Origin of the sequence: Winogradskya humida, from assembly GCF_016862215.1 — a bacterium.
GTDB lineage: Bacteria > Actinomycetota > Actinomycetes > Mycobacteriales > Micromonosporaceae > Actinoplanes > Actinoplanes humidus.
Genome location: NZ_BOMN01000132.1, coordinates 25,320 through 44,272, shown reverse-complemented (window position 1 = coordinate 44,272; position 18,953 = coordinate 25,320). Strand labels below are relative to the sequence as shown.

The following is an 18,953-nucleotide window of genomic DNA, read 5'->3' as shown; positions in this document are numbered from 1 at the left end:
AAAACTCGCACATTCACGCTTCGACATGTTGAATCCGGGACCCTCTAGGCTTGATCGCATGACAGCCATGCCCCTGCCCACCCAGGTCCTCGATCTGCTCCGCCTCCCCAACCCGGCCGTCATGGCCACGGTCGCCGCCGACGGCCGCCCGGTCACGGTCGCCACGTGGTACCTCCTCGAGGACGACAGCAACGTGCTGCTCGGCCTCGACGCCACCCGGGTCCGGATCAAGCACCTCAAGAAGGACCCCCGCGTCTCCCTGACCGTCCTCGCCTCCGACGACTGGTACACCCACGTCAGCCTGCAGGGCACCGTCTCCGAGATCGTCGAGGACGTCGACCTGGCCGGCATCGACCGCATCTCCCGCCACTACAACGGCGACGCCTACCCCGACCGCGAAAGCCCCCGGGTGCTCACCCGGCTCGCCATCGAGCGCTGGCACGGCTGGGGCAAACTCAAGTGAGAATCGTCGTCCTGGACGACTACCAGCGGGTGGCAGCCGGCTTTCTCGACGGCGCTTCCGTCGAGGTCCTGCACGACCACATCGACAACCTCGACGACCTGGCCGCCGCCCTCCGCGGCGCCCAGGTCGTCATCGCCATGCGCGAACGCACCCCGTTCCGGGCCGAAACCTTCGACCGCCTCCCCGACCTGCGACTCCTGGTCACCACCGGCATGGTCAACGCCTCCATCGACCTGACGGCAGCCGCCGCCCACGGCGTCACGGTCACCGGCACAGCCATGGCCGTGCCCGCCTCGCCCAAGAGCTCCAACACCGCCGAACTCACCTGGGCCCTGATCCTCGCCTGCCGCCGCCACGTGGTCACCGAGGACCGGGCCCTGCGAGACGGCCGCTGGCAGACCACGGTCGGCACGGACCTCGCGGGCAGCACCCTGGGCGTCCTGGGCCTCGGCCGCCTCGGCACCCAGGTCGCCCGCATCGCCCAGGCCTTCGACATGAAGGTCAACGCCTGGAGCGAAAACCTCACCCCCGACCGCGCCGCCGAGGCGGGCGCCACCTGGGTCCCCAAGGACGAACTCCTGTCCACCAGCGACATCCTGACCATCCACCTCAAACTCAGCCCCCGCACCACAGCCCTGATCGGCACCCCCGAACTAGCCGCGATGAAGCCATCGGCCCTCCTGGTCAACACCTCCCGAGGCCCCATCGTGGACGAAACCGCCCTCGCCGCAGCACTGACAACCGGCACCATCGCCGGCGCCGGCCTCGACGTCTACTCCACCGAGCCCCTCCCGGCCGGCCACCCCCTCCGCGGCGCCCCGAACACGGTGCTCCTCCCCCACCTCGGCTACGTCACCGAAACCACCTACCGCACCATGTACACCCAAGCCCTCGAAAACATCGCCGCCTGGCAGTCCGGCACCCCCCTACGAGTCCTCACGCCCTGAGACCGCGGATTCAGCCAGCTGATCGAGCACCTCCCGTGCGAAGGCGCCCCATCCCTCGAACGGGAGGTCGTGCCAATCGCCTGTCGCCAGGGCTCTGGCCAGTAGCTGTCGGGCCCGTCCCTGTCCCCCGCCCCGGCACGGAGGGTCACCAGGCGACTCAACGTGAAAGCGCGGGTGGACGGGTTGGTGATGCCGATCTGGGCAACGTTTCCACGCCCTCACCACGTCGGTTTCATGACGGCGCCGGCAGGCCCGTACCGCGGGTGCGGTACCCGGGACCACCGCGCTGGGTTGACGACGAAAATGCAGGTCGCAGCGAGGCTGGACGCATGACCTCACTTGCTCGCTGGTGCTCCCGGTGGCGCTTCGCCGTCCTCGGTGGCTGGATCGTCGCCCTCGTCGCCCTCGCGGTCGTGACCCTGAGCGCCGGGACCGCGTTCACCGACTCGACAAACCTGCCCGACAGCGAACCCGCCAAGGCGTACAGCCTGCTGGCACAAGGCTCTTCCGCCGACACTGAACAGGGCACCATCGCCTGGCGCACGACCGGTGCCGGCATCGATGACGACGCCGTCCAGAGGCGGATCACTGCGATGCTCGACGAGGTCGCGGCGCTGCCCGGTGTCGAATCGGTGGTCAGCCCGTACGGGAAAGCCGGCGCCGCGCAGATCAGCGCCGGCTCGGACACCGCCTACGCGATCGTCGTGCTGGACAGGGATGCCGACACCGGCCCGATCATCGAGGCCGCGTCGGATGCGGCCGGCGGCACCGTGGCGGTGACGACCGGCGGGGCCGCGTTCACCGAGCAGCCCGGTGCGTCGCACGGCACCGAGGCCGTCGGCATCCTGGCCGCCCTCGCGATCCTGCTGCTGGTCTTCCGGTCCGGCTGGGCCGCCGCGCTGCCGATCGTCACGGGCCTGGTGGGGGTGGCGGCCTCGCTGCTGCTGGTGATGCTCGGCTCGCACGTCGTCGACCTCGCGGCGACCAGCCTGACCATGGGCGCGCTGATCGGCCTGGGCGTCGGCATCGACTACGCGCTGTTCATCGTCAACCGCTACCGGAAAGCCGTGCAGGGCGGCGCGTCCGGACCCGACGCGATCGCGAAGTCGCTGGACACCTCGGGCCGCGCCGTCGCGTTCGCCGGTGCCACCGTCATCGTCGCGCTGCTCGGTATGCGCGTGGTGAACCTCGGCATCCTCACCGGCATGTCCCAGGCCGCCGCGGTCACGGTCGCGTTCACCGTCGCCGCCGCGATCACGCTGCTCCCCGCGCTGCTGGCGATCCTCGGCCCGCGTGTCCTGCCCCGCTCCGCGCGCCTCTCGCAGCCGGCCGGCGGATTCCTGACCCGCTTCTCCCGGCCGGTCCATCGTGCCGGGTTTGCCGAGCGCTGGGCTGCTCTGGTGCAGCGCGCCCCGCTGCGCCTCGGCTCCCTCGCCGTCGTGGTTATCGTCGCGCTCGCCCTGCCGGTCACCGCCCTGCGCGTGGGCGACGCCGACGCCAGCAGCGACCCCGCCGGAACGTCCTCCCACGCCTACTACGAGATGATGTCGCAGGGCTTCGGCGACGGCTTCGACGCCACCCTGCTCCTGGTCTCACCGACCCCCGGCACCGCGTTCACCGCCCTGGTCAAGAGGCTGCCTTCCGTACCAGGCGTGGCATCGGTGAAGGCCGTGCCCGCGCAGAACGGCATCGCGGTGGCAACCGTGACCCCGGCGACCAGCGCTCAGACCGCCGAAACCTCGGATCTGGTCGCCACCCTGCGCAACGATGTCATCCCCGCGTCCGGCGCCGAGGTCTACGTCGGCGGCACGACCGCCACGAGCATCGACCTGTCCGGCGCGCTGATGAGCAAACTCCCGCTCTACCTGGGCCTGATCGCGCTGCTCGGTTTCCTCCTGCTGGCCGTGGCGTTCCGCAGTCTCCTGGTGCCGCTGGTAGGAGCGATCAGCAACGTGGCCACCATCGCCGTCGGCCTCGGCGTCGTCACCGCGATCTTCCAATGGGGCTGGGGCACGGAACTGCTGGGAGTCGGCACCGGCGCCCCGGTCATGTACCTCATCCCGGTTCTGATCGTCGGCATCATGTTCGGCCTCTCCATGGACTACCAGGTCTTCCTGGTCAGCCGCATGCACGAGGAATGGACCCACACCCACGACAACCACCGCGCCGTCCGCACCGGCGTAGCCGAGACCGCCGTGGTCATCGCCGCCGCGGCAACCATCATGCTCAGCGTCTTCGCATCCTTCGGCTTCAGCGGCGAACGCATCGTCTCCATGATCGGGATCGGCCTCGCCATCGCCGTCCTCGTCGACGCCCTGGTCGTCCGGCTCACCCTGATCCCCGCCCTGATGACCCTCCTCGGCCGGGCAAACTGGTACTTCCCCCGCTGGGCCGACAAGCTCACCCCCAAGGTCTCCATCGAAGGCCCCGCCCCCGCCGAAACCCGCGACCCCGTCACCGTCGGCTGACGTTCCCGCCGCCTCCCGCGCCGCCCGTCCGCTTCTGAAAGGCTCACCCGGTGACAGTTCGCGTCCTCCTCGCCGACGACCAGGCCCTGCTCCGCGCCACCTTCCGCCTGCTGATCGACAGCACCGAAGGCCTCGAAGTGGTCGCCGAAGCCGCCACCGGCGAGGAGGCGGTCGCCCTGGCCCGTACCTCCCAGGCCGACGTGGTCCTGATGGACATCCGCATGCCGGGAACGGACGGCATAGCCGCCACCCGCCAGATCACCGAGAACGAGGACCTGGCAGGCGTACGCATCCTGGTCCTCACCACCTTCGAAACCGACGAACTGGTGGTGGCAGCCCTCCGCGCCGGCGCGAGCGGCTTCCTGGGCAAAGGCGTAGACCCCGAAGAACTCCTCCAGGCCATCCGTACGATCGCAGCCGGCGAATCCCTGCTCTCCCCGTCCGCCACCACAGCCCTGATCGCCCGCTTCCTGACCCAACCAGCAACCCCGCCCGTCCAGCACACCCCGTTGCCGGCCGAGCTGACCGCCCGCGAACGCGAAATCACCGCCCTCGTCGGCGCCGGCCTCTCCAACACCGAAATCGCCGACCGCCTCTACATCAGCGCCTCAACAGCCAAAACCCACGTCAACCGAGCCATGATGAAAACCACCTCCCGAGACCGTGCCCAACTGGTCGTCTTCGCCTACGAAACCGGCCTCGTCACCCCCGGCCGCCCCACCTGACCCGGCCACATTCACCGCGTTCCCGGAGCTGCCACCCCGCTACGGCTTGTCTTCCTCGCCGAGGTTGGGCCGATTCCATACCGGACCCTGCGGACGGATTTGATCCCTCCGCCGGCCCGTGGCAGGAGGCTCGGGGCTGTCCCGAGCTTTCGGCTCGGCCCCTCGTGAGGCCCGCGGTGCTGTTCCTGGACGCCTGGGGATCACACAACGCCACATGATTCGCGGGCCGAACGGACCGAGCGTGGTGGACGGCAGACGGTGACCGAGCCCGTGGTGATGCTCCGGCCGCCGCCGGACAGGTGGCGCAGCGCCTCCTGGACGGCATGCACCGGGCCCGCGCGGGTGGGTGTGGCAAGCCATCTACAGGTGGGTGGTTACTCGCCGGCCTGTGTCGGCGGAGCGGGTGATCGCGTCCAGGAGGCGGTGGCGGCGGACGGCGTGGGTGAAGTCGGGTGCTGTGGACGTGCCGTGGATCAGGTCGTCGCGGATGGCGGTGTAGGCGTGGGTCAGGGTGTGGATGTGCGTTCCGGCCAGGCGGGGATGGGCGTCGTAAGCGCTGGGCAGGGGGAGCTCGGCCGGGCGGGTGTGACCGCGGGTGCCCCGCACCGTGACCGGTCCGAGGTGGGGGAACTCGGCGCCGGTGACGTCGAGCCTGCCGTCGGTGCCGTCGATGATCAGGGAAAATCCCGCTCCCGAGGTCGCACCACCGCGATGGTGGACGGACAGGATCGCCCCGCCGGCCAGGGTTCCTGAGACGGCGATCTGGTCCTCGGCGGTCATCGGGACGAGTTGACCGGTGGTGGCCAGAGGCACGTGGTGGCGGCGGGTCGCGGTCGTGGCGACCACATCCTGCAGTTCACCTAGGACCATGGACACCAGGTCGATCGCCGGAGCGAACGCGATGGTCAGCATCGTGGCCCCGAGCGTGCGATCGAGGGTGTAGACCCCACGCGGCGGCACGGGTGTGCCCCATTCGGTTGAGGACGCCACCACGGTGGCGGAGAGCACCTCCCCCACGTATCCCTGTGCCACCAGGTCGCGAAGCCAGCGGAAAGTGGGCGACGATCGCCCCTGCAGGCCGACGAAGGCCGGCGTTGCTCCGGCCGCGCGTTGCAGTTCCTCGGCCTCGGGCAGGTCAACCGCGAGCGGCCACTCCGACAGCACCGGGACGCCGGCCCTCAGCACGGGCAGTACGAGCTCGCGATGCTGAGGCACCTTGACGGCGACGACCACGAGGTCGACGCTCTCGTCGTCGGCGAGCTGCTCGACGGAGGCGTAGGCGGGGACGCCGTACGCTGCCCCGGCGGCGCGGGCCGAGGCGGGTGAGCTTGTCGCCAGGGCACGCAACTCGATCCCGTCGACCGCCGCCAGGGCGGGCAGGTGACCCGCGGCCGCCCAGCCCCCCTTGGCGCTCAGGCCGACGATACCGACGCCGATCGGCCGGTCAGCCATGCCGCTGCTCGGTGAGCGGCTCGGCGTCGTGCAGGTTCGCCATGTGCGGATCCATGCCGGACATCAATACCCTTTTTCGGCTCCGCGGCGGAAGCCAAGCTCGGGCGTTCGGCGGGCTGAGACATGTGGCCGAGGCGTTGATGGTCACCGGCCCGCTGGATTCAGCATGCGAGCCGCCGGCGCTACGGTCCATGACGCCGAGTCCGAGATTTATTGCGCATCGTCCACAGCCGGGACTTCCCGACACCCGACGCCGCGACCACCACCCGGCTGATCTGTTCGGGTGATGGGGTGGCGGGCGGCAGTGCGGCGGGGGTGGGGGGCGGTCATCTGTTTCGGGGATACGGGGGCGGTTCGGGGCTGGTTTTCTGGGGCGGACTCAGCGGCTCTGCAGACAGGACGAGATCATGGCCGGCGAACGTACCCCCATTGTTTTTATTCATGGGTTGTGGCTTCACGCTTCGAGTTGGGGACCGTGGGTGGAGTTCTTCCGGGAGGCGGGTTATGAGCCGGTTGCGCCCGGGTGGCCCGGGGAGCCGGACACCGTAGAAGAGGCGCGGGCGAACCCCGATGCGGTTGCCGGCACCGGCATCGACGATGCCGTGGCGCATTACGCGACGATCATTGAGTCGCTGCCGGCCAGCCCGATCATCATCGGGCACTCGTTCGGCGGGCTCGTGGCGGAGAAGTTGCTCGGGCAGGGCGTCGGGGTAGCGGCCGTGGCTGTTGATCCGGCTCAGATCAAGGGTGTGTTCGCTCTGCCGTTTGCTCAGTTGCGGTCGGCGTTGCCGGCGTTGCGGAATCCGGCGAATCTGCACAGGGCTGTGTCGCTGAGCCGGGAGGAATGGCGTTACGGGATCGGGAATGAGGTGAGTGAGCAGGAGTCGGGGGCGTTGTTCGATGCGTGGTCGATTCCTGCGCCGGCGCGGCCGGTGTTTCAGGTGTCGGCGGCCAACTTCGCGGTGCATTCGGCGGGGGCATTCGCTGACCGTTGATCACGGGTGGCGGGAAGTGGCCGGCGTGACGCTGAAATGGCTGCAGGATCAAGGTTTCTGAAAGCGCAGGAACGGTGCAAGCGGGCGGCGACAGGGGTCCGGAACGGTACGCACAGCCCATCGTGACCAGCCGAACGGACAGGTTTGCCCGGTCGGTGTCCCATATTGTGGACCCCGGGCGTAGCGGAGCACATAGAGATCACTATGGTTCCGCGTCATGACCACACCTCAGTACCAGCAGCCGGGCGGTGTCTCGGACAAGAGCAAGCTCGTCGCCGGGCTTCTCGGTATCTTCCTCGGCTCGCTCGGCATCGGCCGGTTCTACATGGGTCACACCCGTACCGGTGTGCTCCAGCTCGTCGCTTCGGTCTTCACCTGTGGCATCGGGGGCCTGTGGGGCTTCATCGACGGCATCATGATTCTCGTCAACGGTGGCGTGGACGGCCAGGGCCGTCCGCTGCGCGACTCCTGACATAGCTGAAGGCGGCGGCGCCGGGGGTTGAGTAGCCTGCAGAAGGTGATCAACGACCTGGCGTCGCCGCTGCCCGGCACCGGGGGCCGCGCACCCCGTGCACACCTGCGCTCCGACGCTCCGCGGCAGGTGCTCGACGGCACGTGGCAGGTGCGGTCGTTCCCGACCCCGCGCCACGTCACCGACGACGATCAGGGGATCTGGTCACCGGTTGAGGTGCCCGGCCATCTGGCCCTGCAGGGAATCGGCACCCCGATCTACGCGAACGTCGACTATCCGTTCCCGATGGATCCGCCGTTCCCGCCGGACGACAACCCCGTTTACGACCACCGCCTCGAGTTCAACGCCGGCTCGGACGTGCTCGCCCACCCCTCGGTGCTGCGGTTCGAGGGCGTCGACGGTGCCGCGACCGTGTGGCTCAACGGCGTCGAGCTCGGCACGCTTCGCGGGAGCAGGCTCACCACCGAGTTCGAGACCACCGGGGTGCTGCGGGCGGGTGCCAACCTGCTGCTCGTACGCCTGGCGCAGTGGTCCGCGCACAGCTACCTCGAAGACCAGGACATGTGGTGGATGCCCGGCATCTTCCGCAGCGTCACCCTGCTCGCCCGCCCACGTGGCGGAATCCGCGACGTCTTCGTGCACGCCGGATACGACAACGGCGCCGGCACCCTGCGCATCGATGTCGACAGGGAGAACGGCGACGCGAAGAACGGCGACGCGGAAAACCACGACGTGGAGGACGGTGCCGAAGCGACCATCAGCGTCGACGGCCTCGGCGACTTCACCCCGGGTGTGGACCATCTCCTGCCATCGGTCCGGCCTTGGAGCGCAGAGACACCTTATTTGTACGCGGCCCAGGTGCGCACGCCGTCCGAGACCGTGAACCTGCGCATCGGTTTCCGGACCGTGCACGTCGAGAACTCCACACTGCTGCTCAACGGCGCGCCGTTGCTGTTCCGCGGCGTGAACCGGCACGAGCACGACCCGCGCAGGGGCCGGGCGGTGGACCTCGACACCGCGCGGGCCGAGTTGCTGCTCATGAAACAGCACAACATCAACGCCGTACGCACCTCGCACTACCCGCCCGACGCCGCGTTCCTGGACCTCGCCGACGAGATCGGGATCTACCTCGTCCTGGAGAACGACCTCGAGACGCACGGCTTCGTGACCGAGGACTGGCACCGTAACCCGAGCGACGACCCGCAGTGGCTGCCCGCGTACGCCGACCGGATGCGCCGCACGGTGGAGCGCGACAAGAACCATCCCAGCGTGCTGATCTGGTCGCTGGGCAACGAGGCCGGCACCGGCGCGAACCTCGACGCGATCGCGATCTGGGCGAAACAACGCGACCCCGAGCGGCTCGTGCACTACGAGGGCGACCCGCGCTCACTGCACGTCGATCTCTACTCCCGCATGTACGCGACGACGGGCGAGGTCGAACGGATCGGCAGCTTCGCGGACCCCGACGAGGACGAGCACCGGCGCTCGCTGCCGTTCATGCTCTGCGAGTACGCCCACGCCATGGGCAACGGGCCGGGCGGGCTCAGCGAATACCAGGAGCTGTTCCACACCTACCCGCGGCTGGCCGGCGGCTTCATCTGGGAATGGGTCGAGCACGCGCTGTACGAGATCGGCGGCCGCCCGGTCAGCCTGTACGGCGGCGACTTCGGCGAACGCGTCCACGACGGCAACTTCGTCATCGACGGGCTCGTGCACGCCGGCAAGACGCCCGGCCCCGCTCTCGCCGACCTCGCGCGCGTCTTCTCCCCCGTCGGCCTGGAACTCGCCCCGGACCTGTCGGCGGTGACCGTCATCAACCGCTACCACGCGCTGGACCTGGCACACCTGGAAGCGGTCGCGGTCGTCGACGGGGTCACCACGCCGATCGAGTTGCCTTCGGTGACGGTGGGCGCACAGGTCGTCGTACCGTTGACTTTGGCCGCCACGAACGGCCCGGTGATCATCAGCCTGCGGCGGCGTGCGGCCGGCGACGGGTGCGAGGCCGGGCACGAGGTCGCGTGGGTCCAGCACGTCCCGCACCGCCCGGCACCGACCCTGACGTCGGTCCCGCTGCGACTCGGGCCCGCGGTTTTCGACGAGCACACAGGCATGCCGGTACGCCTCGGCGAGCTCGACCTGCACGACGTGGCCGTGAGCCTGTGGCGGGCACCCACCGACAACGATCGCGGCACCGGCTGGGAGGAGCAGGACCTGCCCCCGGTCGCCGTCCGCTGGGCGAACGCGCGGCTGGACGACCTGCGGACCCGGCTGGTCGAGTTCACTGAGGACGGCGACGCACTGGTGGTGCGGACCCGTCATGGTCTGCCCGTGCGCTACGCGGGTGTCGCCGCGACCTGGCGCTGGACCACCGACGGCACCGCGCTCGCCCTCGACCTGAGCCTGGAACCCTACGGTCCGTGGCCGTGCGACTGGGCCCGCGCCGGACTCGACCTGCGCGTGGCGGCACCGGCCCGGCAGGTCACCTGGACCGGCTACGGCCCCGGACCGCAGTATCCGGACACCGGCCAGGGCGCGCGCTACGGCACGTTCACCGCGAGCACCGATGACTTCGCGGTCCGGACCGTACGCCCGCAGGAGCACGGCGCCCGCGTGGTCGACGACGCGCTGATCGACCTCGGGGCAGCGTCCCTGCGCGTGCTCGGCACGGACGTGTCGCTGACCGTGCGCCCGTGGTCCCGCGCGACGATCGCCGCGACCGCCCACGACCACGAACTGCCTGACGCCACGGAGACCTGGATCTCGCTGGACGCTGCCACCAGCGGCGTCGGGACTGCTTCGTGCGGCCAGGGCGTGCTGCCCGAATACAGGCTCACGCCCTCGCCGCAACGACTCCGCGTCATCCTGCAGGCTTGATCCGGCCCGCTCCTACTGCGGGACGCTCGCGGAGACCTCGTCGAGCGCGCGGCGTCCGTCGGCGCTGAGCTCGAACGTGGCCGAGGCGAGCAGCGCGGGGAGCTGCTCGACCTTGCTGGCGCTGGCGATCGGGGCGGCCACGTCGGGACGGCCACGCAGCCAGGACAGTGCCACCGTGGCCGGGGCGACGTCGCTGCCCGCTGCGATGTCCTCGAGCACCTTGACGACGGCGAGCCCGGCATCGTTGAGATACGAGCCGGCGGCCTGCCCGCGTGCCCCGGCCACATCGGCGGCGGTCTTGTACTTGCCGGTCAGGAAGCCACTGGCCAGGCCGTAGTAGGGCACGACGGCGAGGTGCTCGGCGGCGGCGACGGGGGCGATGTCGCGCTCGTACGCGCCGCGTTTGACCAGGTTGTAGTGCGGCTGGACCGCGACGGGCAGTGCGTAGCCCTCGCGCCGGGCGATCTCGAACCACTCCCGGATGCGGTCGCCGGTGTAGTTCGACACCCCGATCGCGCGCACCTTGCCGGCCCGCACCAGCGCGTCGAACGCCCCGGCGGTCTCCTGCAGGGGCGTGTTCGCGTCGTCGTAGTGCGCCCAGTAGAGGTCGATGACGTCGGTGCGGAGCCGGGTGAGGGAGGCGTCGGCTGCCGCGGCGATATTGGCCGCGGAGAGGCCGCGGAACTGCGGGTGCTGGCTGACCTTGGTCGCGAGGACGATGCGGTCGCGGTTGCCGCGGGCGGCCAGCCAGGCACCGATGATCGTCTCCGACTCGCCGCCGGAGTTACCGGGGGCCCACGCCGAATATCCGTCGGCGGTGTCGATGAACGTGCCGCCGCCCGCGAGGTAGGCGTCGAGGACCTGCTCCGACGTGCTCGCGTCGCTGGTCCACCCGAAGGTGTTGCCGCCGAGGGCGAGCGGGAAGACCTCGATGCCGCTGTTCCCGAGTTCAGTCATAAGTCAACCGTAGCGTTACATTCCGGCGTGCACGAAGCGACTACGGTCACAGGAGAGCGAGGGCCGACCTGAACCCGGGGTGCCGGGAGGCGAAACATCCGGGGGTTATCTTCTGGCCTCGGACGGGCGGGTGCGAGGCGGAAGATCGGCGGCGGGGCATGCGGATTTTGCTGGTGGAGGACGACCGCCGGGTGTCCGCGGTGATGGTCTCGATGCTGCAGCGCCGCGGCTACGACGTGGAGCACGCGGCCACCGCCGGCGCGGCACTCGCGGCCGCCCCGTGCGACCTGGTGCTGCTCGACCTCAACCTGCCCGACGGCGACGGCCTCGACGTGTGCCGCACCCTGCGGGCCCGCAGCGCGAACCTCGGCATCATCGCGGTGACCGCACGCGCCGAGGAACGCGACCGGGTTACCGGGCTGCGGGTCGGCGCGGACGACTACGTGGTCAAGCCGTACTCCATGGCGGAGCTGCAGGCCCGGATCGAGGCGCTGCTGCGACGGGCCACCCGCCCGGGGCCGCCGCCACGGGACGTCGCCGAGGTGGGGGCGCTACGGGTCGACTTCTCCGCGCGTACGGTCGAGGTGGATTCCCGGCCTGTCTCCCTGACCCGCAAGGAGTTCGACATCCTGGCGTCGCTGGCGCGGCGGCCGGGTGACGCGCTGACCCGCGAGCGCATCCTGCTCGACGTCTGGCAGACCACGTGGTCGGGCAAGCACACCCTCGAGGTCCACGTCGCGTCGCTGCGCGCGAAACTGGGCCGCCCCGAGCTTGTGGAGACCGTCCGGGGCGTCGGGTACCGTCTGCGCACCGACTGACGACGGCCCCGTTGACGGCGGCAGGGATGACGACGGTGGGGGCGGTGTGCGCACGCGACTCGTTACCACGTACGTCCTGTTGCTGTGCCTGGTCCTGCTCGCCCTCGAGGTGCCGCTGGCGATCGCGCAGACCAACCGCGAGACCGAGTTGCTGCTCGCGGACCGGCTCGCCGACGCGACCCGGTTCGCGTCGCTGGCGGCGCCCGCCATCCGCACCGGCGAACTGGACTCGGTCATCGGCGAGCTGCGGCAGTATCACGACCTCTACGGCATCAGCACCCGGCTGATCGATCAGGACCAGCGGCTGCTGACCGGGTTCGGTGACCCGGTGAGCGATCCGCCGGGCGCGGGACCGGCCGTGCGGGGCGCGCTGGCCGGGCGGCAGGTGGGCACCCCGGCGACGCTGTGGCCGTGGGAGGAGCATCCGCTGGTCGTCGCCGTGCCGGTCAGCGACGGCGGCGCCGTGCTGGGCGCGGTCCTGACGATCTCCCCGACCGGGCGCAGCCGGCGCGCCGTCATCGTCGACTGGCTGGTCCTCGGCCTGGTGTGGGTGCTCGCGGTCCTCGCCTGCGTGACCGCGGCGGTGCGGCTCGCGAGCTGGGTCCTGCGCCCGGTGACCCGGCTCGACGCGGCGGCCCACGAGATCGCAGGCGGCGACGGGGGCGCCCGGGTGCCGCCCGGGGTCGGCCCGCCCGAGCTGCGCCGGCTGTCGGCCAGCTTCAACGAGATGGCCGACGCGGTGGCCGAGGCCCTCGAACGCCAGCAGTCCTTCGTGGCGCACGCCAGTCACCAGCTGCGCAACCCGCTCACCGTGCTGCGCCTGCGGGTGGAGGATCTGGGCGGCATGCTGACCGGCGACACCGCACGCGCCGACCACGAGATGGTGCTGGAGGAGACCGACCGCCTCGCGGACGTGCTCGACGGCCTGCTGGCCCTGGCCCGCGCCGAACGGGAACGCCCCAGCGTCGAGGTGGCGGACGCCGTCGCGATCGCCCTGAACCGCCGCAAGGCGTGGCTCCCGCTCGCCGAACGCCGCGGCATCGACCTCGTCACCGCGACCCCGGACGAGCCTCGTCCCGCCCTGCTCGTCGCGACCGCGCTCGACCAGTCACTCGACGCCCTGATCGACAACGCCCTGAAGTTCACGCCGGCCGGCGGACGGGTCGTCGTGGCGGTGACCGACCACGACGACGGCATCGAGGTCACCGTCCGCGACACCGGGCCGGGCATGACCGACGATCAGTGCCAGCAGGCGACCCAGCGTTTCTGGCGCGCCCCGGACGCGCAGAACGTCGACGGCGCCGGCCTCGGCCTGCCGATCGTCGCCGTCCTGGCCGAGGCATCCGGCGGACGGCTGACGTTGTCCCGCGCGGACGAAGGCGGCCTGGCCGCCCGGCTCTGGTTCCCCGCCCCGAAACCGGCCGATAAAGTAGGCACCGCGTGACTCGACGTGATCCCCCCAAGCCGGACCCTTGTAATGTGGTGGTGAAATTGCCGACTTCCGCATAATTATTCTTGCGTCCCGGATTGCCGGTCAGAAGATACCGTCAAATCGCCCGATAAAATGAAATAAAGATTACGTGTCAGCGGCCGCAAACCGCGCCAGGCTGGCTGAATCTTGAGGTGAAACCGTGGACGGTGAGCGGCATACCGGTCGCTCGTAGTCATCCGCCCTGGCCGGCGCCCACGCCATTGAATAGTTATTCGGGGCTCCTCGGTTTCTTGTTTAGACCGAAGTCACCAGACATCAAGTCGCTCTCAATATGTGTCTCGAACGTCGCTACCCGAAATTGTCGCAGCGTGCGACGTTGCCTCTGGCCACCCTGGTAACGCGGCGTGGCTTCCGGCCCGTTGCGGCCCGCGGATCATCTCTCCAGGGCTTCCGGATCCCGTCCCGGTCGGCCGATCTATGCACTCACGGCCGATCTATGCACTCACGGCCGGTCTATGTACTCACGGCCGGTCGACGCTGACGCCCCATGTGATGGTGCTGCCGCAAACATTCGATCCGGCCGGCCGCCGTCAACCACCTGTCCGGGCAGGGCGTTCAGGGCTTGACGGAGCGGTAGTAGCGGGCCGCGCCGGGGTGGAGGGGGACGGGCAGGGTGGCGATCGCGGTGCGTGGGTCGAGGCGTTCGGCTGCCGGGTGGGCGGCGGCGAGGACCTCGCGGCGTTCCATCAGGAGGCGGGTCAGGTTGTAGGCGAGGTCGTCGGGCATCGAGGCGGGGACCACGAGCAGGTTGGGGACGGCGATGGTTGCCACGGCGGGCAGGTCGTACGCGGTGGTGGGGATGGTGCGGACCACGTAGACGTCGCTGTAGGTGCGGCGGAGGCGGCCGGCCCATTTGGACAGGTCGACGATCCGGGTCGGGGTCTGCACGCCGAGTTTCTTGATTCCGGCGACGGGGAGGCCGCCCGAGAAGAAGAACGCGTCGATGTCGCCGTCGGACAGTGCCTGGACGGAATCGTCGAGGTTGAGCTCGCGGCGGTCGACCGCATCGGCGTTGGCCAGCCCGGCGACGGTCAGCAGCCGGCCGACGGTCACCACGGTCCCCGATCCGCGTGACCCCACCGACACCCGTCTGCCCTTGAGGTCCTCGAGGGTGCGGATCGGGCTGTCCGCCGGCACCACGAGGTGCAGCAGGTCGTCGTAGACGCGGCCCAGCGACGCCAGCTCCGGGGCGGGTGTGCCGCCGTCGACGAGGATGTCGGCCTGGGTGAACCCGATGTCGGCGCCCTTGCCAAGCACGAGCTGCACGTTCTGCGCCGACGCGTCGGTGACGAGCACCCGCGCTTCGTACCCCGGCAGGTCCTGCTCGATGACACCGGCCATCGCGTTGCCGACGGCGTAGTAGACGCCAGTGGGGCTGCCCGTGGCGATCCTGATCTCGCGGTGCCGCGGGGTCGGCGATGTGCAGCCTGCCGCCGTCAGCAAGATCAGGACTCCGGCCAGGGCCGCGCTGGGAATTCCGCTCCGCAGGATCATCCGAATCTCTCACGCAGGACCACCCGGTCCGCGCAAGTTTCCCTCAAGTCCTCGCCGCAGCTGTACCGGCCGAACGGTCCGATCGGGGACGGTAACGGGAACCGCACCTCAAGGAGCTACCGATGGACCCCGATCGGGTACGCACAGTAGTCCTCGCCGACGCCCTGCCCCCCGCCTTCGAGGCGGCGTGCCTCGTGCGGTGCACCGAGGTCGCCGGTCTGCCCGGGCGGCGCCGCCCGCAGCAGGCACTGGCGACGCCCCCGGTCGTGGCCCCGCGCGGGGTGCTGGCCGAGTTCGACCAGCCGGCCGCGGCGGCGCGGCTGACGGCCCTGCTGACCGGGCTGGGCTTCCCGGCCCGCCACGACGTGCACTCCGGCGGCAACCGGTGGTCGTACGACGTGCAGCGGGTCCTGCTGCCCGAGTCACGCCGCGCCGCCGCGACCGCGATGATGGCGACCGCATGGCGTCAGGGCCGGCAGTCGCTGCTCGACGCGACTCCCCTGGGCGGCTCGTCGCCGCGGCACACGCAGCGGCTCGCGCTGGCGTACACGGCGTGGCGGGCGGTGCTGCTGGCCGGGGGCCGCCGGCGGCGTACCGATCGGGTGCGGGTCCATCTCGGCAACCATGACCTGGCGACGGTCCTGGTCCGGGCGGCGCGGCTGCTGGAGGTGCGCGCCGAGGTGATCAGCCGGCCGGGCTGCCTGATGGTGGCGGTCCCGGCCGCCGACGCCGCGGTCCTCGAAGCCCCGGAGCTGATCAGCGCGTGAGCACCCCGCGCTGATCGGCACGGGGGTGATCAGCGCGGGGTGACCCGGAACATCTCGGTGCAGTGCGGGCCGACGAGCGCGGAGATCTCCCCCGAGCCGCCGGTACGCGCACCCGTCCACAGGTCGCGCAACTCGTACTGATCAAAACCGGGCAGCGCCGCACTGATGGTGACAGGCGCAGCGGTGGAGTTGTAGAGCGCGACGGCGTGATCGCCGCCGGTCAGCTCCTTGCCGAGCACGACCGTGCCGTCGCGCTCGGCCAGAACCGTGGCCTGCCTGCCGAGCGGATCCTGGTCGACGGCGATGACGTCGGTGTTGAGCAGCACCTGGCGGGCGATGGGGCTGAGCGCGTCGAGGTCGGTGCCGATGAACAGGGGTGCGGCGAGCATGGCCCAGATGCTGAAATGCGTACGGTTCTCGTCGTCGGTGAGGTTGCCGTTCCCGACCTGGAGCATGTCGGGGTCGTTCCAGGCGCCGGGGCGGCTGGTATGCGGGCCGCGGATCAGGGCGAGCTGCTGGTCGATGACACCGGCGACGGAATTCCACTCGGCGAACAGGTCGTCGGTGGTGCGCCACATGTTCCCGATGCCGGGACCCCACTTCCAGGGCTCGTAGCGGCCGTACTCCGAGATCGAGTAGACGATCGGGCGGCCGGTCGCGGCGATGGAGTCGCGCATGTGGGTGAACGCGGGCACCGGTTCGAGGCCGGCGTTGATGTCGGCGAGGCACCAGTCGTACTTGAGGAAGTCGACTCCCCAGGACGCGAACAGGTCGGCGTCCTGCTGCTCGTGACCCAGCGAGCCGAGCAGCGTGCCCGGGTACTCGTCGTAGTGCATCGCGCAGGTGTCCGTGCCGGGCGAGGAGTAGAGGCCGAACTTGAGGCCCCGCTCGTGGACGTAGCCGGCCAGCGCCGCGATGCCGCCCGGGAAGCGGCTCGGGTGCGGCTGCAGGTTGCCGTCCGCGTCACGGGTGTGGGCCTGCCAGCAGTCGTCGACCACGACGTACTCGTAGCCGGCGTCGCGCATGCCCGTGGTGACCAGGGCGTCCGCGGCCCGTTTGACCACGTTCTCGTCGAGCTCGTAGCAGTGGACCTGGTTCCAGCTGTTCCAGCCCATCGGCGGGGTGGCGGCAAGCATGTTTTCTCCGATCGGGGGGAAGCGACGAGCTTCGCGACTCCCCGGGCGGACCGCAAGCACCACCGCCGCACCCGGAAGGGTGGGACTCAGCGGCGCAGGAATTCGCGGAGATTGATCACGAGCACCCAGAGCCCGGCGGCGACGAGGGCGAACGTCACGACGTAGCGCCCGTCGAACCAGAGCAGGACCAGCAGCGCGACCGCCACCGCGGCGAGCAGGATCCGCAGCAGGACGGCGAGGAACTTGCCGCGGGCGAGACCCTCCACCGACAGCAGCACCAGCAGCCCGATCAGCGCGATGAGGGGCGCCGCGACGAACAGCGGGGACACCACCGCGGCGACGGCGGCGAGGACCAGCGGGGTGCTGATCACCGCCCACCACGAGATGAACCTGCCGCGGAGGCCGGTCGCCGTCGCCATCGGAACCCGCCGGTGCAGCAGGTGGGCGTGCGGATGGTGCTCGCCGCGGCCCGCCGCGCCGGTCGCGTTGCGGGTCTGCTCGTCGGCCAGCCGGGTGCGTTCCATCCGCAGGTCGAGCAGCTTCTGCTCCCGTCCGGCCAGCGCGCGGACCTCGGGCGCCGAGACGGCCAGGCCCGCTGCCGCGACGGTCAGCTCGCCGCGCAGGTCGTCGATCTCGCGGTCCAGGGCGGCGAGCCGGTCGTCGTTCTGCTGGATGCGCAGCTCGACGAGGGCCTGCTCGGCGGCCGGGTTCGGTGCGACCTTCGCCAGGCCTGCCCAGCCGACCGGGTCACCCCACGACGGCCGCACCCGCCCGTCGCGGTGGTAGCGCGGGCCGGCCGGGCCGCGCTCGCCGCCGAGCCGGTCGCGGGTGTCGCGGCCCCACAACCCGCGGTAGTCGCGGACCCAGGCCGTCTCGTCGTTGATGACGACCGGATGCCAGTGCTCGGGCTGGCCCGGGCCGACGGCGCGACCGTCACCGCGGGCATAGTCGACATAGGGCACGCCGACGGACTGCTCCTTCGCCGACCATGGCGCGAGCAGGCCCGCCACCCAGCGCAGACCGCTGACCAGGCCTTTCAACTTCGGTGGGCGTACGGTGATCAGATAATCGCCGCTCAGATAGGCCCCGGAGTGCGACCCCGCTCCGACGTAGACGACCGGATGGCGCCCGCCGACCAGATCGAGGTCCGGGTCGTCGCTGCGCCGCCGCAGATCGTCACCGGTCTCGTCGTGCGCGGAGAACACCACCCACCGCACCGGCGGCAGCCCGTCCGGCCCGGTCACCCCGCTCCCGTCGAGATAGACGGTCACCTGCTCCCAGTCGGCCTCGTGCTCGTTCACCCCGCCGTAGGCCGACCGCCAGTTGTTGAAGCTGTAGAAGTACCAGTACTGGCACACGATCCACGGGTAGTCCCGCAGTACCCGGCCGTAGTACGTGGGCTTCTCCGGCTCCAGATGATCACGTTGGAGCAGGAACGAGTGCGCGGCACTGCCACCGGGCACGCTGCCCCGGAACAGCAGCGAGAACCGGATCACCGCGTCGAGCAGCCGTGCGCTGAGCCCGACCGACGCGAGCCGGCTGGTGCGTTTCAGGTTGCGGGGCCGCTCCCGGATCGGGATGTGCGCGACACCGAGCGGGCCGGGGCTGCTGCCGATCCCGGACAGCGACATCTTCAGGCCCTGCTCGGCGCCGCCCGCCGCGGCCAGCAGCTCCAGCGTGAGACCACCGGGCGGCGTCTCGTCCACCGCGCTCGCCCCCGGCTCGGCCCGCCACAGCGAGGCGCGGCGCACGTACCGTTCGACCGAGACCGGGAAGAAATACTCACCGTCGGTGAACCGGGTGACCGGCTCGTAAGCGCGCAGCAGCAGCAAGTCGTCATCGAGGCCCACGCCATCAGAGAATAGGGACAATCACCCGGCGGAAGGCGTGCAC

Annotated in this window: 15 protein-coding genes; 10 read left to right on the top strand and 5 right to left on the bottom strand. The window is 70.5% G+C overall.

Going from position 1 to position 18,953, the window contains the following annotated elements; all coding sequences use genetic code 11:
• The first annotated feature begins 58 nt into the window (after positions 1–58).
• From Ahu01nite_RS45430 to Ahu01nite_RS45415, 4 genes are all read left to right on the top strand, one after another.
• Entirely contained in the window at positions 59–463 is a 405-nt protein-coding gene (locus tag Ahu01nite_RS45430; RefSeq protein WP_203842975.1) for a PPOX class F420-dependent oxidoreductase, read from the top strand.
• Positions 460–1,410 carry a D-2-hydroxyacid dehydrogenase family protein gene (locus tag Ahu01nite_RS45425; RefSeq protein WP_203842974.1) on the top strand — a complete coding sequence of 317 codons (951 nt, stop codon included), beginning with the start codon at positions 460–462 and terminating at the stop codon, positions 1,408–1,410. Before Ahu01nite_RS45430 ends, Ahu01nite_RS45425 begins: the two co-directional genes overlap by 4 nt.
• 329 nt (positions 1,411–1,739) lie before the next feature.
• On the top strand, positions 1,740–3,878 hold the full coding sequence (locus tag Ahu01nite_RS45420; protein WP_203842973.1) for an MMPL family transporter: 2,139 nt from the start codon (positions 1,740–1,742) through the stop codon (positions 3,876–3,878).
• A 50-nt stretch (positions 3,879–3,928) separates the two neighbouring features.
• Entirely contained in the window at positions 3,929–4,603 is a 675-nt protein-coding gene (locus Ahu01nite_RS45415) for a response regulator transcription factor (protein WP_203842972.1), read from the top strand.
• A 360-nt stretch (positions 4,604–4,963) separates the two neighbouring features.
• Here Ahu01nite_RS45415 and Ahu01nite_RS45410 read toward each other — a convergent pair whose 3' ends face one another.
• Positions 4,964–6,055 (bottom strand): Gfo/Idh/MocA family protein, encoded by a 1,092-nt coding sequence (locus Ahu01nite_RS45410; protein WP_203842971.1) that lies wholly within the window; start codon positions 6,053–6,055, stop codon positions 4,964–4,966.
• A 407-nt stretch (positions 6,056–6,462) separates the two neighbouring features.
• On the opposite strand from Ahu01nite_RS45410, the gene Ahu01nite_RS45405 reads away from it, so the two are divergent.
• From Ahu01nite_RS45405 to Ahu01nite_RS45395, 3 genes are all read left to right on the top strand, one after another.
• Positions 6,463–7,050 (top strand): esterase/lipase family protein, encoded by a 588-nt coding sequence (locus tag Ahu01nite_RS45405; protein WP_239159660.1) that lies wholly within the window; start codon positions 6,463–6,465, stop codon positions 7,048–7,050.
• Between the two features lie 217 nt (positions 7,051–7,267).
• Positions 7,268–7,522, top strand: coding sequence for a TM2 domain-containing protein (locus tag Ahu01nite_RS45400; protein ID WP_203842970.1), 255 nt, complete (start codon positions 7,268–7,270; stop codon positions 7,520–7,522).
• A gap of 45 nt (positions 7,523–7,567) precedes the next feature.
• Complete coding sequence (locus tag Ahu01nite_RS45395; RefSeq protein ID WP_203842969.1) at positions 7,568–10,396, top strand: glycoside hydrolase family 2 TIM barrel-domain containing protein; 2,829 nt, start codon at positions 7,568–7,570, stop codon at positions 10,394–10,396.
• A 12-nt stretch (positions 10,397–10,408) separates the two neighbouring features.
• On the opposite strand, the gene Ahu01nite_RS45390 is transcribed toward Ahu01nite_RS45395, so the two are convergent.
• Positions 10,409–11,353, bottom strand: coding sequence for an aldo/keto reductase (locus tag Ahu01nite_RS45390; protein ID WP_203842968.1), 945 nt, complete (start codon positions 11,351–11,353; stop codon positions 10,409–10,411).
• Between the two features lie 158 nt (positions 11,354–11,511).
• Between Ahu01nite_RS45390 and Ahu01nite_RS45385 the strand changes: the two genes are divergently transcribed.
• Together Ahu01nite_RS45385 and Ahu01nite_RS45380 are read left to right on the top strand one after the other, a co-directional pair.
• A complete protein-coding gene (locus Ahu01nite_RS45385) occupies positions 11,512–12,171 on the top strand; it encodes a response regulator transcription factor (protein WP_203842967.1) in 660 nt (219 codons plus the stop codon).
• Positions 12,172–12,217: 46 nt separating this feature from the next.
• On the top strand, positions 12,218–13,615 hold the full coding sequence (locus tag Ahu01nite_RS45380; RefSeq protein WP_203842966.1) for a sensor histidine kinase: 1,398 nt from the start codon (positions 12,218–12,220) through the stop codon (positions 13,613–13,615).
• A 603-nt stretch (positions 13,616–14,218) separates the two neighbouring features.
• On the opposite strand, the gene Ahu01nite_RS45375 is transcribed toward Ahu01nite_RS45380, so the two are convergent.
• The gene (locus tag Ahu01nite_RS45375) at positions 14,219–15,157 is read right to left on the bottom strand and encodes a TAXI family TRAP transporter solute-binding subunit (protein ID WP_203842965.1); all 939 of its coding nucleotides are present in this window, start codon (positions 15,155–15,157) and stop codon (positions 14,219–14,221) included.
• 122 nt (positions 15,158–15,279) lie between these two features.
• On the opposite strand from Ahu01nite_RS45375, the gene Ahu01nite_RS45370 reads away from it, so the two are divergent.
• A complete protein-coding gene (locus Ahu01nite_RS45370; protein ID WP_203842964.1) occupies positions 15,280–15,924 on the top strand; it encodes a hypothetical protein in 645 nt (214 codons plus the stop codon).
• A gap of 29 nt (positions 15,925–15,953) precedes the next feature.
• Here Ahu01nite_RS45370 and Ahu01nite_RS45365 read toward each other — a convergent pair whose 3' ends face one another.
• Together Ahu01nite_RS45365 and Ahu01nite_RS45360 are read right to left on the bottom strand one after the other, a co-directional pair.
• On the bottom strand, positions 15,954–17,060 hold the full coding sequence (locus Ahu01nite_RS45365) for a glycoside hydrolase family 27 protein (protein ID WP_203842963.1): 1,107 nt from the start codon (positions 17,058–17,060) through the stop codon (positions 15,954–15,956).
• 86 nt (positions 17,061–17,146) lie between these two features.
• Complete coding sequence (locus Ahu01nite_RS45360) at positions 17,147–18,910, bottom strand: hypothetical protein (protein WP_203842962.1); 1,764 nt, start codon at positions 18,908–18,910, stop codon at positions 17,147–17,149.
• Between the last annotated feature and the right edge of the window lie 43 nt (positions 18,911–18,953).